Here is a 13,338-nt window from a genome sequence, read left to right as displayed (position 1 = left end):
ACAGTGGCCGTATTTGATCAAGCCTGGCGGAAAGACCTCAAGCGCCGGATAAAGCAAGCATGGTTCCCGCTTACCTTTATCGGACTACTGGCCTGGCTTGATTGGATCATGCACCGAAGTCTTTTGTTTATCCTTGTAGTTGGCGGTGCCACAACTGCTGCATTTCTCTACCGAAAGGAGCTGGCTCAGCATCTCCAGTTGACGGGGCGTCTGCGACAGCTGCCGCCGATAGCACGCGCATTGATCCGAGCAACACCGCCACTGCTGTGGTTTCTGGTCCGCGGTCAGGGGACGTCAGGCGTGGGATGGCTTGTCGTTCTCCTGGTTCTGGGGTCAGTCGCGGCAATGACCCGATGGGGTACCGTCGTGGATCATTATCTTGCTCATTTCTATTCGCTTCGAGATCGCCTGCTGTCCTACCGCACCCGATCCGTTCTCGTCCTTTTTATCCCTCTGGTCACTGCATTCGGAATTATTCACGGCAACCCGCTCGATGTGATTGCGTTGATAGGGGGGCCGACAACCCAGCCGCAAGCTGCACCTGGACTGATAGGGCGATTCATTCTTGGAACGATCGTGGCAATTGCGCTCACGGCTCTGCTCATGCGGAGGGCGGCGACCAGGAGATGAGACGGACGCGAATTCTAGCAACCGGATCCCTGGCAGCAACGCTGGTATTGTCGGTGACAACACCAGCTTATGCCGATAACTGCGACATCTTCATAAATCCCGGCGACTGTCAGAATACCGCATGGACCACAGCGTTGGCAGCTATTCTCGCGGCTATTCTAGCCATGATCGCAGCGATCGCAGGGGCCGCTATGGGCGGGTCCAGGGCGGACCAGAACGGCGATGACGACGAAGAAGAAAAGGAATGCAGCATCCAGAGCGTGAAGGTGTGGCTGAAAGCGTTCATCCCCAAGGACGTGCCAGGATTGACCCTCCCGAGACCCAATCACCCTGGCGAGACCATGGTTGGGGGGCTACCGCTCGTAGGTGATTGTTTCCTGACCGACCAGCGGGGGTTCAGTTCCGACATTACTGCATCGGCACGGATCCATAGCGAGATCGCGCTAGACGTGAAGGCGGGTGGGCTGGTCCTTCACGAGTACAACGACTGCTCCCCCACTCACGAGGTTGACTGCGAGGACGGCGACTTGGACATCGTCGCGCGTGGCGATTCATCGCGTATCTATTTCTTCAGCATCAAGGCTCCGGCCGCTGGCATGGTCACCTTCGAGATGAAAGGGGCAGCGAAGAATCCGTGCATCGAGGAGTCCGCAGATGTCGACTACCAAGGCGCGGTTGCCATCGTGGTGTGGCGAGAACCGAGTGAAGACGGGCAGGAGATGGAGAAGGCACGGATTGACTTCCAAGGATTCATCGATAATTTCCCGGCCTTTGAAATGTATGCCGCAGTCAACGACGGTCCTGGGCAGCAAGTCTTCGCCGTCATGCCCCTACCGGGCAACAGTCCAGCAGCCCTTTACGGTCCACCACGGCGTCCGGTCCGCGGCTCCGTCGTCATCAACTGCCAGGGCCAGCCCTCAACGGGCAGCCCCTCATGGCTGTAAGACCGTCCTACCGTTGAGCGAGCCATTCGTAGGGTCCTACCTTCTTAACCGGGTTGATCAAGGCCACTTGTAGGGTCTGGAGGCCCAGAGACACCGGGTATGGCTTTCGTAGGGTTGCCCGAGATGGTTCAGCCAACCTGGCCGCCCGGTGTCTCACGACGGCCTGACTGCTGATTAGGAGACGCGAGTACCTCGTCGTACATCGCTGAGTAGGACCACGCTGGCAAGGTCGTCCGGAACCGCACCGCACTTCGAACGACCGGAGGAGCCCGTGGCCCAGATCTGGGCGGGTACAGACATCGGCAAAACGCACCACCATTGCGTAGTCCTGGACGCGGAGGGCAAACGGCTACTGTCGCGCCGCGTCCCGAACGACGAGCCGGACCTGCTGGCCCTTCTCGCCGATGTCTTGGCCATCGACGAGGACGTGGTTTGGGCGGTCGATGTCGCCGACGGCATGGCCGCTCTGCTGGTCAACCTGCTGCTCAACCACGGCCAGCAGCTCGTCTACATACCGGGCCTGGCCGTGAACCGGGCAGCCGCCGGCTACCGGGGCACCGGGAAAACGGACGCCAAGGACGCCACCGTCATTGCCGACCAAGCCCGCATGCGCCGGGACCTCACAGTGCTGCGGCCGGACGACGAGCACGCCGTCGAGCTGAGGGTCCTCACTGGCCGCCGATCCGACCTGGTGGCCGACCGCACCCGCGCCGTCAACCGGCTGCGGGCCACACTGACCGGCATCTTCCCGGCCTTGGAACGAGCCCTGGACCTGGGAAACCTCGGCCCTCTGCTCCTGCTGACCAGCTACCAGACGCCTGCCGCCCTGCGACGGGTAGGCCGCAAACGGCTGGTGACGTGGCTGCGCAACCGCAAGGTGCGCGGAGCCCAGGCCCTGGCGGACGCCGCACTCGACGCGGCCGAGCGGCAGCACACCGCCCTACCCGGCGAAAAGATCACCGCGCAGATGGTCCACTCGCTGGCGAAGGCGGTGATCGGCCTCCACGAGCAGGTCACTGAGATCGACAAGCTCATCGAGGCCCGGTTTCGCGAACACGAGCTCGCCGAGGTGATCTCCAGCATGCCGGGCATCGGGCCCCTGCTCGGCGCCGAGTTCCTCGCCGCCACCGCAGGCGACCTCGGCCGCTTCGGCAGCACGGACCGCCTGGCCAGCCTCGCCGGGGTCGCCCCCGTACCCCGAGACTCCGGCACCATCAGCGGCAACCTGCACCGGCCGCGCCGCTACCACCGCGGCCTTCAACGCGTCTTCTACACCTCCGCGCTCGTCAGCGTCCGCACCTGCGAGGAGTCCCGCCGCTTCTACGACCGCAAGCGCGCTGAGGGCAAGCGGCACACCCAAGCCGTTTTGGCCCTGGCACGGCGACGCGTGAACGTCTTGTGGGCTCTGATTCGTGACCGACAGTGCTACCACCGGCCCCTCCCCGTTACGACTGCGGCTTGACAAACGGCATTAGGAGGTTGGCTCGCCCAGGGGTGTCGAGTGTGGCTATGAGACCGTGCCCTCGGTGGCTAGGGACACTTGGATTCCGCGCACACACTCGTTGGTGATTCATGGCGTGGGCCGCGGCGTACTGCCGTCGACGCCGGGTTCTGGGGGCTGGTGACGGTGGTGGTGAGTGGCGCGGTGGTGCTCGGCTGCGGGCGGGGCGAGTGGACTTGCGGCGGGGCGAAGTGTCTCGGCCGTACGCGCTGCGAGGCGGCCCATCGCTTCGACGATCTGGGCGATGCGGTCGTGATCCAGCCCGAGGGGTGCAGTGTCGCTGTGTGATGGATCGAGGGAGGCCAAGGCTGAGTTGAGTCTCACGAGGGAGCACATCCCTGGTGCTGCTGCCTCTACGGTCTTGGCTCGGGCCAGTTCGGGCGTGGTGTTGTGGCTGGCCCAGTCCTGGATGGCGCGGGCCCGGGCGGCCGCGGTGGCCGCGTCGGCGAGCGCCCCTTTCTGGTGAAGTTGGACGAGTCGTTCTTTCATGTCCGCGGCATCTGTGTGGCCCTGGTGGGGAATCAGTGCTGCCAGCGGGGCAAGCAGGGGCTGCGCCTTGATGACGCTGTCGTAGATTTGCGCGGCATGCTGCGCGGCCACGTCCATCCATGCGTGGTCGTCGGATCCCGTCACTCGTGCGGTGAGAAGCTCGAGAACGTCCTGGGCGCGCTCTGCTGCTTCAGGCAGTTCCCGACCGCAGGCGGCAAGCCGGTTCCAGTCAGCGACGAGGACGTGGTCCGGTGCGTGATCGTAGGGGACGAGGAGATCCGCCCGGTTGTACGAGGCAGCAGTGTGCTGGGCATGGACGACGATCTCCTCTGCAGCACGCACCGAGATACCGGTACGTCTTCTCACCTCCGCCAGCACATCATGGGCAGGGAGGGCCTCGGAGTCGGCCGTGACGAGGATGCCCCACGCGCGGCCTGCTTGCTGGGCGCTGTCGAGAGAGGGGTGTTGGTCGTCGGGCATGTGCTGGATCAGCCACCGCGCTTGTGCCTCGACCAGCGCGGGCGCTGTGTCGTGGCCATCGGATCCGAGGAGGCCATCGAGCTGCATCTCGTATCGCGCCGCGGCCAGGAGCTGCCCCGGTGACACAGGGCCCTCCGGGCCGGCAACAGCCTGCCGGGTGCGGGACGTGTCGTTGGTGAACCACTGGATGGCCATCTGGGCGGTGCTGTGGGGTCGGTCCGGTTCGCTGGCCGATAGCTCCTCACGTTCGTCAGCGGACACCGCTGCCCTCCAAGCTGGTGTGCTGCCTCACCCGACGCCGGCTCGGTGTGTGGCGTATCGGGAGGGATCCGGGACGGACTGTTCGTGGTGGCGCCACGCCTCCTGGGTGGCCTGATGAACCTGCATGCGGCTCTTCTTGATCAGCTGCCGCGGGTCGATCCTGGTTTGCTGGGCAGATGCCTCGATGACGGTGCTGGCATCACGTGCTACGCGGCGGACGGTCATGATCGCGAGGTGGCCTGCCTCCTGTTCTGCCGGCGCCACCCTGATGGTTCTCGCGGCGTGGGCGATGCTGTTGACCTCATCCAGGTTGAGGGCGGGTGCCCCCTCATACCGGGCCAGTCGTACGGCTTGATTGGCCAGGATCCAGGGGTCCTGGGCTGCGTGCTCGGGGAGGGACTGGATTGCCTTGAAGAGGTAGGCATGCTCATGCTGAGTGAAGTCTTGTTCGCCCAGGCTCTGGACCCATCCTCCCTCCCGGAGCTGGGCGGGGCGCTGCATCAGCGAGATCAGGACCCTTCGCTCAATGTCCCGGGCCGCATAGGAGGGTCCGTCGTCAGCCCCAGGCTCTGGTGGCTCGGTCTGGTCCTGCATGCTGTCGCCGGCCAGCGTTCGGGGTGCGGCGTCAAGTCGTTCCTGTAGTTGGTCCAGGGCATGCTCGTGAGTGCTGAGCTGCATGGCTACCTGGTAGAGCGAGGCGTCGGCGAGCCCGTCCCGGCGTACTTCTCCCGCAAGGTTCGCAACCGCTGCAGGGATGCTGGGCTCGAGGATGGAATGGACCGCGTACAGCGAGGCGTTGTCGGGGTTCGGGCTGAAGTCCGGCCGACTGGCCTGTGCCAGGTAGGCGGCGATGGCCTGGTTCGTATGGTTGTGCAGGCGGGCTTGGGCCTCGGGGTCGGCCGCGGCGCGGTGGTAGTCGTTGTAGGAGAGCTGGTAGTAGATGTGCTCGATCATGGCCTGGGCACGCTGCTCCGGCGTGAGACGGGGGTCGGTGGCGGCCGGCAGGGCGATAGCAGGATCCGGGCCGGTCACCAGAGCGTCCCAGATTTCTGCGGTGGCGGGGTCACCGAAGTCCTGAGGCTGCAGCCAGTAGGGCGATGCGTCGGGAGACGATGGGGTGTAGAGGAACTGCTCGATGCGTCTGGGGTCGTTGAGGATCGCGCCGATCACTGCAAGCTCCTTGAGCCGCGCCTCGTCGTCGTACGGCCGACCGCGGGTCAGTTCGAAGGGAACGCCCTGAGTGGTCGAGGCGTGTTGCGCGGAGCGCACCACGACGTAGGCCTCGTGCCGTGTGTGGCTCGTCGTGGCGGGCCAAGTGGGTTTCGCGAGCTGTCGGATGATCCTGTGCACGTTGGCCCAGTGATCGGCGTTCCTCAGTTTCTCCTGTGCGCCTGGCACACCCGTGGCTGCCATGGCCTGGTACTGCTCGGCAAGCCTGGCTGTGACGGCATCGGCTATGACCTGGGCCGGATCGGCGTTCGGGTACGCCTGGAGCCGCTGCTCGATGTCGTTGAGGCCCCCTGCCAGCAAAGCTCCATAGATTTCGCCGAGCCAGCTGGTCTTGAAGTGGTCCTGCAGCAACCAGTACTGAGGCTCCCTGCGCCTCCAGTCGACCAGCTGGTCATAGGCAACGCGACGGTCCTGCAACAGGCTGCTGATGACGTTCAGCTCGTGCTGGGGTGCTCGGAACTCCTCGTTGATCACGCTGCTCCCTGTCCGGGCAGGACCGGGAGAGGGGCGCTTCTGGCCTCAGCGGCTGCCTGCTCCGCTACGCCCTCGCCATTCCTGTCCGCCGGGGGTGTCGTGGCTGCTCGGTAGCGTTCTGCGAGGCTATCGAGCTGCGCGCTGGCGTCCTCGTCCAGAGCGACCCACCCGAGATCGCCCTGGCGCCACCACCGGTCGAGATAGAGGACCGGGCTGCTCTCGAAGCGCCCGAGTTCGACGGCCTTGCCGCCCTGGAGCAACTCCTTCATCAACGAAGCCGGCATGGGCGTGGCCAGTACCCGCTGCTGGGCGGAGTCCTTCAAATGCTCCATGCGTTCTGTCCACGGAGCCTTCTGGGCATCGGGCTCAGCCATGGAACGCTCCGTTCAGACGAGGACGGGGACCGCCTGCAGGCTGCGCTGTTCGCACCCATGTCGACAACCCGCATGATCACTGTGTCCCGCGTGGTGAGCGCACCTGCCGCGAGAACTTCACGAGCCGTCCCGCCCGGCGGAACCCGACGATCAGCCGCAGAGCGAACGAACTCCACCGAACGCGCATGTGAAGGCCGCCTGTGCACCCGTCGTCGGCACCTCCCCCGCGGGCGTCGGCAACTCGAGGGTTTGACTTCCAGCGCCAGCGAGTGCTTAATGGGCGTGAGACCAGCCATCTTCCAAGCCCATCCGACGAGTTGGGCATTCAAATCCCGGGCAGTTTGCGGGTATGGCTGGTCTTTTTCACATTTGTTGTGGGATCCCAGATCCCGTGTCCTTTTCCCACCGGCGATGTCCACTGCGTGGCCAATAGGACACGGGGATGGGATTCATGCCCCGTGAGCGAGTAGTTCCCCTCTTCGTGTACAGGACTGTCTCTGGTCGTCTTCCGCGTGCGTGACTAGGGCAGGACCCCAGCGCTTGGCGGCCGACGGCGCCGCTTCGGGAGACATGGGGTCGGTCCGATAAGTGCAGCGTTGGCTACGCCGGTACGGGTGAGCGTCCGGCGGGGTGGCGAGGTCGTGGTGGAGGACCTGGACTGGCAGTCGGTGCCGTTCGGGCTGCTGCAGGAGGCCCGGCCGTGGCGGACGTTTCGCTGGTACAAGGGGCAGCAGCACTACTCAGGCACGTACTGGTCGGCGACCGTGCGGAACCATCTGATCTACGAATCCCGGCTGGAGCTGGGTCGGTTGCTGTTCGCCGACTTCGCCCCGGACGTGAGGCACATCGTCGCCCAGCCGTTCCTGCTCAAGGCCGACATCGATGGCAAGGTCCGCAAACACATCCCGGACTACCTGTTGATGACCGGTGACGGGCCGCTGGTCGTGGACGTCAAGCCTCGCCACCGATTGAAGAAGCCGGAGGTCGCCTTCACGTTCTCCTGGACACGGGAGGCGGTCACTTCGCGGGGGTGGCGGTACGAGGTGTGGAGCGAGCAGGACCCAGCCGTGCTGGAGAACATCAGATTTCTCGCTGGCTACCGCCGCGATTGGCTGTTAGACCCCGAACTGGTCGGCGCTTTGAGGGCCACGGATCTGGATGGGATGTCGTTGGGAGATGCCTTCCGGCTGCTGCCTGACTGCACTCGGCCACTGATGAGGTCGGCGGTGCTGCACCTGCTGTGGTCCAGCCACGTGACGACCGTGTTGAACCGGCCGCTGAGCGCGGGGCACGTGCTGCGGAGGCCTGCATGAGTGGCGCGGGGACGAAGCTGGGGGTCGGGACGCATTTCCGCCTGGACGGCGAGACGGTCGAAGTTGTGGATTTCGCCATCCTGGCCACGGGAATGGAGGTGATTCTCAAGGATGGGCGAGACCGGCTGGCCCCCATGTCAGTGCGTGAACTGCTGACCTCGGATCGCGCCGAACTGATCCATGACAAATCGGGCCCGTCTTCCCCCGATGACGAAGACCTCGAGGCCGTACTGCTGAACCGGCTGGCCAAGCAGGAGAAGAAGGATGTTCTGGAACGTGCCGCGCACGTCCGGGAGATGGCGACGGGATACCGCTCCGGCAGTGAGGATCTCGCGCGGCCGGATGAGCCGCGCCCTCAGTACGCCCCTGTCTTGCCTCTGAAGGCCCGCTATGCGGCCAAGGCCGCGGAACTCGGGGTGACCGAACGGACGGTTCGCCGGTGGGCACGCGCGTTCCGTGAGCTGGGCGAGGCCGGACTGGTGCCGAAGACTGCGCAGGCGAACGACGGACTTGGCGGCGCCGATCCGCGTTGGGTCGAAGCGGCCGTGGAGGTACTGCAGGAGTACGAGGAAGAGTCGCGGCCGTCGGTGAAGGCCGTGCTGGAAGAGGTCGAGGCCCGCGTTAAGACGAAGTTCAAGCTGGTCAAGGTGCCGGTGCCATCGCAGGCGACGGGCTATCGCTGGATGAAGGAACTGGAACGGCGCCATCCGGCCTTCCGGCTCAGTACCCAGCGCAATCGGGATATCTCCTGCCGCCCGAAGGGCGTCTACGGGAAGCTGCGGCCCGACCGGCCCGGCGAGTACGTGCTGATGGACACCACGCGGCTGGACGTGTTCGCGCTCGACCCGGTGACGTTGCGGTGGATGCAGGCGGAGCTGACCGTCGCGATGGACTGGTACACGCGCTGCATCATCGGTCTGCGGGTGACACCGGTGTCGACGAAGGCGATTGACGCGGCGGCCGTGCTCTATCAGGCATTCCGTCCCCAGCCGGTCCCGGAGAGCTGGCCGAGGGAAGCGGTCTGGCCCGAGCACGGGATTCCCCGCGGGGTGCTGGTGGAAGCCGAGGCTGTTCACGGGCCCGCCACTGGGGTCTGGGGGCCGAAGATTGCGCCGGAGACACTGATCGTCGACCACGGCAAGATCTACCTGTCGGCGCATCTGACCAGCGTCTGCCACCGGATGGGGATCTCGGTGCAGCCGGCGAGGCTGCGCACGGGCCGGGACAAGGGCCCGGTGGAGCGGTTCTTCCGGACCTTGCGGGAAGACCTGCTGCAGAGGTTGCCCGGCTACAAAGGACCCAACATCCACTCGCGTGGATTGAACCCGGAGAAGGATGCCTTCTTCTTCCACCACGAGCTCGAGGCGATCATCCGCGAGTGGATCGCGGTGGACTTTACCGACCGTGAGTTGTGCTGCTCGTGATGTCCGTCTGGGCCTGTGACATGGACGTCATGGGCTCGTTTGCCGACCGGGACCGGGACGTCTGTCATGTCCCGGAGTCGGTACGGAGGACGAGTGGTACGGCACATGGTGATCGGGGACTTGAGGGTCCAGCAGATCGAGCGGAAGGACGGACGTCGATCATGGACGATCGTGTGGCCGGAGGGCACGGAACACACCGAGGCGGACCGGTTCCTGCGCGTCCATGACGGCTCGGGGACGCAGAGGACGTACGCATATCTGCTGGTGGATCACCTGCGATGGCTGGAGCGTGAGTGCCTGGCCTTCGACACGGTCCAGTTGCGGGACCTGGAACGGTACATGGGCATCGTCGGCGCCGAGGTCCGCATGCCGCTCGCCGAACCGTGGCGGATCGGCAAGCGTCCCTATGGCCGGTCCGCGCTGTCAGCCGCGGCATCCTGTCTGAAGGGCTTCTACCTGCATCAAGCCTCGCTCGGTGTCGGCGTCGAGCTCGGCGAGAAGCTGGACGGCACCCGACTTCCGTCGCGGGTGGACCGTCGTCGCTCATTCCTCGGTCACGTGAAGTCGGCGATGCCGGCGAACCCGCTCACTCCGAAGGGCCCGCACCGTCGGCACCCGAAGATGCTCCCCGACGGCGCCCGGGAGGGACTGCTGGAGGTCGTGAACGCCGCCCGGGACCGGCTGGTTGTCACCTGGCTCGCCGACGGTGGGCTCCGCATCGGCGAGCGCTGCGGACTCTACCTGGTCGACCTGCACCTGCGGGAGAACGCGGCCTGCGGCGAATGCCGCAGCCCTCACCTGCACGTCTGCCACCGCCCGAGCAACCCGAACCGGGCCGAGGCCAAGACCAAGCACCCCTGGCGGGTCGAGCACGGCACGGTTACCGGCGGGCTGATCAAACGGGTCAGCCCCGCGATGGTGCACGCCTACTTCGAGTACATGCCGACCGAGTACCCGCGCGGCGCCGGGCACGGCATGCTCCTGGTCCAGCTGCACGGCGCCGATGCCGGGCAGCCCTGGGCGCCGGTCGGGGCCCGCCGGATGCTCGGCCGGGCCGGGAAACGTGCCGGTCTGGGGCTGGTAAAACCCCATGCCTTCCGGCACACGTTCACCTCCGCGACCGTTCCGCTCCTGCCGGGCCCGGCGGCCAGGGAAGCCCTCTGGCACCGGAGCCGGCAGCATGCCAGGATCCGGCACATGGGCGGAATCACTAGACCTACAGCATGGGTAGCCGGGGCGATGAGGCTGAAGGTGTCATCGGCTTGAGGATAAGGGCGTGGTGTCTGCGGGCAATGCCTTCACCCCACGGGCAGGATGATCTCCATGGACAAGGGGATCGCTGTGGTCATCTCTGCGGGGATTAGCGTCGCCAGTACGTTGCTGGGTGCCGTCGGCGGCGGCGCACTCACCGGACGGAACATGAGGCGCCAGGTCAAAGACCAGGCTGATGTTGAGCATCGGCATTGGCTACGTCAGCAACGGCAAGACGCCTATGCGGCTTTTCTGACAGCCTGCGACACCGTTCTGGACACATGCCAATCCATCGCGGCCCTGCGAGAGTCCCCGAGGCCACAGACCGATGCGCGGCCGCTTTGGGACGCTTACGGCCAGGCATATAGCACCTCACTCCAGGCGGAGTACACCGTATCGGTAGTGGGCCTAAACGAAATGGAGAGATGGGCCAAACACCTTCGGAGTTTCTTTAGTGAGATGTCTAGGACCTTGCGTGATCCCGAACGTCCAGACAGCGCCTCCTCAAGATTTGAAAGCAGCCTTGCCGAGTACTGGGACAGATACAGCACTTTCATCGCATGGGCCGGGCTAACACTGAACAGCCCAATCGATTCATCTACCGAGAAAGAACTAGCTGAGTTGGAGGAGCTACACAAGAGGTGGGACTCAGACTCCGACCAACTAGCCGAGCTAAGGGTGGGGTGGCGTTTCGACTAAGAGGTTGTCTCACGTGGCAAGTTCCGCGAGCTTCTTGAGTAGCTCGGGGCGGTGGCCATGGCCAGGCTTCGGCTCTGCCGGTCGTTGCGGTCCACGTACTGGATCTTGAGGCCACGAGTAGTCCATGGCAGGCTCATGCCGCATGATCGATGAATTCGCGAAGAACAGCCTGCACGGGAGACTGCGGCGGGACCGCAAGGCGCTGCTCTGGAAACTCGACGGCCTGTCCGAGTACGACGCCCGCCGACCTTTGACAGTGACCGGGACCAACCTCCTCGGCCTGGTCAAACACGTGGCCAGCGTCGAGGCCAGGTACTTCGGCGAGGTCTTCGACCGGCCGTCCCCGGAACCGCTGCCCCGGTGGCAGGACCACGACGGCAGCGATCTGTGGGCGGCTGAGGACGAGGCGCGCGATCAGATCATCGAGTCCTACCGGCGCACGTGGGAACACTCAGACGCGACGATCGACGAGCTTGCCCTCGATGCCCCCGGCCACGTGCCGTGGTGGCCGGAGCCTTACTCCAACACGAACCTGTTCGCCATCCTGGTCCACGTCCTCGGCGAGACCAACCGGCATGCCGGGCACGCCGACATCCTGCGTGAAGGCGTCGACGGCCGAACCGGGATGCGCCCCGAACACGAGATGCAGATCGATGAGGACGCCCGCACCGCCTACTGCGCGAAGATCGAGCAGGCCGCCAGATCGGCCGCATCAGTCAAGGCATAGAAGGCTGTCCCACGTAACTTGATGTTCGAGCGGCATGTTGCCGGCCGTGAGTGCTGATCTGTCGAAGCGTCTGGTTCCTGATGAACTCTGGGAGCTGGTCGCCCCGTTACTGCCGTTGTTCGCGGCTCGACCGCAAGGTGGCGGGACCGCTCCGCGTGACGAGCGGGCCGTGTTCACCGCAGTGGTGTACGTGCTGACCAGCGGCTGTGCCTGGCGGCATCTGCCGCCGACGTTCGGCACATCCTCCGCCACCGCGCATCGCCGCTTCACGGTATGGACCGAGGTCGGCCTGTGGCGTCGGCTGCATCGGGCGGTGCTGGACGAACTCGGGGTCCGGGGCGAGGTGGACTGGACCTCGGCGATCGTCGATGCGGCCTCCGTTCGCGCCAAAAAGGGGGGATCGCTGACGGGGCCGCACCCGGTCGATCGCGGCAAGAAGGGCAGCAAGCTGCACGTGCTGTCCGATGCCCAGGGCATCCCCCTCGCCGTCGCCGTGTCAGGTGCGAACATGCACGACAGTCTCGCCTTCAAGCCGCTCATCCTCGGCATCCCCGCCGTCCGGTCCCGCCGGGGACAACGGCGGCGCCGGCCCGTCAAACTCCGTGCGGACAAGGCGTACTTCTCCGCCGAACACCTCAGCTGGCTGCGCGAGCGTGGGCTCGTCGCGCGCATCGCGCGACCAGGCGTCGAGTCCGGCGAACGCCTTGGTCGGCACCGCTGGAAGATCGAGCGGTCGATCGCTTGGCTCTTCGGCTACCGCCGCCTGACCATCCGATACGAACGAAAGGGCTCGCACTTCCTCGCCTTCCTCGGCCTGGCCGCTGCCCTGACCTGCTACAAGAAGCTCGCGAAACTTGCCACGTGAGACGCCCTCTAAATAAAGGCATAGGTAATCCACTCAGAACTGGAAGCCCACTTCGAGCGCTTAAGCGGTCAGCATTGGTCGCTTCAGCGTCGCTCCAGCGGGTCTCTCGTCGAGCTTACGGTCCTTGCAGCCACTCCTTGGTCGGCGGGGCGGTTAGCACAATCCGCGCCCCGGAGACAAACTTCTTGTGTCGCACGTGGTACACGATGGAGGCCATGTCCCATGGCCAGAGGCTCTCGGGGTCTGGCGGAGCGCGATAAATCTTGCTCAGTTCGGTGAAGTACCTCTGAAGCCTAAACGCTTGTTGTCGCATCGCATCTGGCCCCGCAATATTCACGACTGTCGAGGCTCGAACCACTGTTCTGTATGCCTCGTCATAAGCGTCCCAAAGCAGCCCCATGTCGACCTGTGGATCTGGATTCTCTCGCAGGGCAGCGATGGATTGGAGTGTGTCCAGAACGGTGTCGCAGGCTGTCAGAAATGCCGCATAGGCGTCTTGCCGTTGCTGACGTAGCCAATGCCGATGCTCAACATCAGCCTGGTCTTTGACCTGGCGCCTCATGTTCCGGCTGGTGACTCCGCCGCCGCCGACGGCACCCAACAGCGCGCCACCGATGCCAATCCCCGCAGAGATGACCGCAGCGGTTCCTACATCCATGGAGATCATTCTGTCGCT

At 65.0% G+C, this 13,338-nt stretch carries 12 protein-coding genes; 8 read left to right on the top strand and 4 right to left on the bottom strand.

Going from position 1 to position 13,338, the window contains the following annotated elements; genetic code table 11:
* Positions 1-3: 3 nt before the first annotated feature.
* The 3 genes from ACFU5O_RS28185 to ACFU5O_RS28175 all read left to right on the top strand — a co-directional run bounded on the left by ACFU5O_RS28185 (position 4) and on the right by ACFU5O_RS28175 (position 3,036).
* A complete protein-coding gene (locus ACFU5O_RS28185; RefSeq protein ID WP_384244799.1) occupies positions 4-630 on the top strand; it encodes a hypothetical protein in 627 nt (208 codons plus the stop codon).
* Between the two features lie 164 nt (positions 631-794).
* Positions 795-1,574 carry a DUF3238 domain-containing protein gene (locus ACFU5O_RS28180; protein WP_384244798.1) on the top strand — a complete coding sequence of 260 codons (780 nt, stop codon included), beginning with the start codon at positions 795-797 and terminating at the stop codon, positions 1,572-1,574.
* 271 nt (positions 1,575-1,845) lie between these two features.
* Positions 1,846-3,036, top strand: coding sequence for an IS110 family transposase (locus tag ACFU5O_RS28175; protein ID WP_384244797.1), 1,191 nt, complete (start codon positions 1,846-1,848; stop codon positions 3,034-3,036).
* Between the two features lie 108 nt (positions 3,037-3,144).
* Here ACFU5O_RS28175 and ACFU5O_RS28170 read toward each other — a convergent pair whose 3' ends face one another.
* The 3 genes from ACFU5O_RS28170 to ACFU5O_RS28160 all read right to left on the bottom strand — a co-directional run bounded on the left by ACFU5O_RS28170 (position 3,145) and on the right by ACFU5O_RS28160 (position 6,383).
* On the bottom strand, positions 3,145-4,239 hold the full coding sequence (locus ACFU5O_RS28170; RefSeq protein WP_384244795.1) for a hypothetical protein: 1,095 nt from the start codon (positions 4,237-4,239) through the stop codon (positions 3,145-3,147).
* Positions 4,240-4,332: 93 nt separating this feature from the next.
* The gene (locus ACFU5O_RS28165; protein ID WP_384244794.1) at positions 4,333-6,009 is read right to left on the bottom strand and encodes a hypothetical protein; all 1,677 of its coding nucleotides are present in this window, start codon (positions 6,007-6,009) and stop codon (positions 4,333-4,335) included.
* The gene (locus ACFU5O_RS28160) at positions 6,006-6,383 is read right to left on the bottom strand and encodes a hypothetical protein (RefSeq protein ID WP_384244793.1); all 378 of its coding nucleotides are present in this window, start codon (positions 6,381-6,383) and stop codon (positions 6,006-6,008) included. The genes ACFU5O_RS28165 and ACFU5O_RS28160 overlap by 4 nt, the downstream gene beginning before the upstream one ends.
* A 614-nt stretch (positions 6,384-6,997) precedes the next feature.
* Between ACFU5O_RS28160 and ACFU5O_RS28155 the strand changes: the two genes are divergently transcribed.
* The 5 genes from ACFU5O_RS28155 to ACFU5O_RS28135 all read left to right on the top strand — a co-directional run bounded on the left by ACFU5O_RS28155 (position 6,998) and on the right by ACFU5O_RS28135 (position 12,662).
* Positions 6,998-7,696, top strand: a complete 699-nt coding sequence (locus tag ACFU5O_RS28155; protein WP_384244791.1) for a TnsA-like heteromeric transposase endonuclease subunit — start codon at positions 6,998-7,000, stop codon at positions 7,694-7,696.
* Positions 7,693-9,120 (top strand): helix-turn-helix domain-containing protein, encoded by a 1,428-nt coding sequence (locus ACFU5O_RS28150; RefSeq protein WP_384244790.1) that lies wholly within the window; start codon positions 7,693-7,695, stop codon positions 9,118-9,120. The genes ACFU5O_RS28155 and ACFU5O_RS28150 overlap by 4 nt, the downstream gene beginning before the upstream one ends.
* Positions 9,121-9,225: 105 nt before the next feature.
* Complete coding sequence (locus ACFU5O_RS28145; protein WP_384244789.1) at positions 9,226-10,386, top strand: integrase; 1,161 nt, start codon at positions 9,226-9,228, stop codon at positions 10,384-10,386.
* Between the two features lie 826 nt (positions 10,387-11,212).
* A complete protein-coding gene (locus ACFU5O_RS28140) occupies positions 11,213-11,797 on the top strand; it encodes a DinB family protein (RefSeq protein WP_384244788.1) in 585 nt (194 codons plus the stop codon).
* A 46-nt stretch (positions 11,798-11,843) separates the two neighbouring features.
* Positions 11,844-12,662: an IS5 family transposase gene (locus tag ACFU5O_RS28135; RefSeq protein ID WP_384244787.1), complete on the top strand. Its 819-nt coding sequence runs from the start codon at positions 11,844-11,846 to the stop codon at positions 12,660-12,662.
* A gap of 115 nt (positions 12,663-12,777) precedes the next feature.
* Here the strand turns inward: ACFU5O_RS28135 and ACFU5O_RS28130 are convergent, their stop codons facing one another.
* Positions 12,778-13,320, bottom strand: coding sequence for a hypothetical protein (locus tag ACFU5O_RS28130; protein ID WP_384244786.1), 543 nt, complete (start codon positions 13,318-13,320; stop codon positions 12,778-12,780).
* Positions 13,321-13,338 lie beyond the last annotated feature (18 nt).

The sequence above is a fragment of the Streptomyces sp. NPDC057445 genome (assembly GCF_042802855.1).
Classification (GTDB): domain Bacteria; phylum Actinomycetota; class Actinomycetes; order Streptomycetales; family Streptomycetaceae; genus Streptomyces.
Note: the sequence above shows the minus strand (reverse complement) of the source record. Positions and strands in the feature narration are given on the sequence as shown.

Coding starts and splice junctions, on each gene's coding strand:
- ACFU5O_RS28160 (WP_384244793.1), bottom strand. CDS start 6,383: ATGGCTGAGCCCGATGCCCAGAAGGCTCCGTGGACAGAACGCATGGAG.
- ACFU5O_RS28180 (WP_384244798.1), top strand. CDS start 795: ATGATCGCAGCGATCGCAGGGGCCGCTATGGGCGGGTCCAGGGCGGAC.
- ACFU5O_RS28130 (WP_384244786.1), bottom strand. CDS start 13,320: ATGGATGTAGGAACCGCTGCGGTCATCTCTGCGGGGATTGGCATCGGT.
- ACFU5O_RS28145 (WP_384244789.1), top strand. CDS start 9,226: ATGGTGATCGGGGACTTGAGGGTCCAGCAGATCGAGCGGAAGGACGGA.
- ACFU5O_RS28140 (WP_384244788.1), top strand. CDS start 11,213: ATGATCGATGAATTCGCGAAGAACAGCCTGCACGGGAGACTGCGGCGG.
- ACFU5O_RS28170 (WP_384244795.1), bottom strand. CDS start 4,239: ATGGCCATCCAGTGGTTCACCAACGACACGTCCCGCACCCGGCAGGCT.
- ACFU5O_RS28150 (WP_384244790.1), top strand. CDS start 7,693: ATGAGTGGCGCGGGGACGAAGCTGGGGGTCGGGACGCATTTCCGCCTG.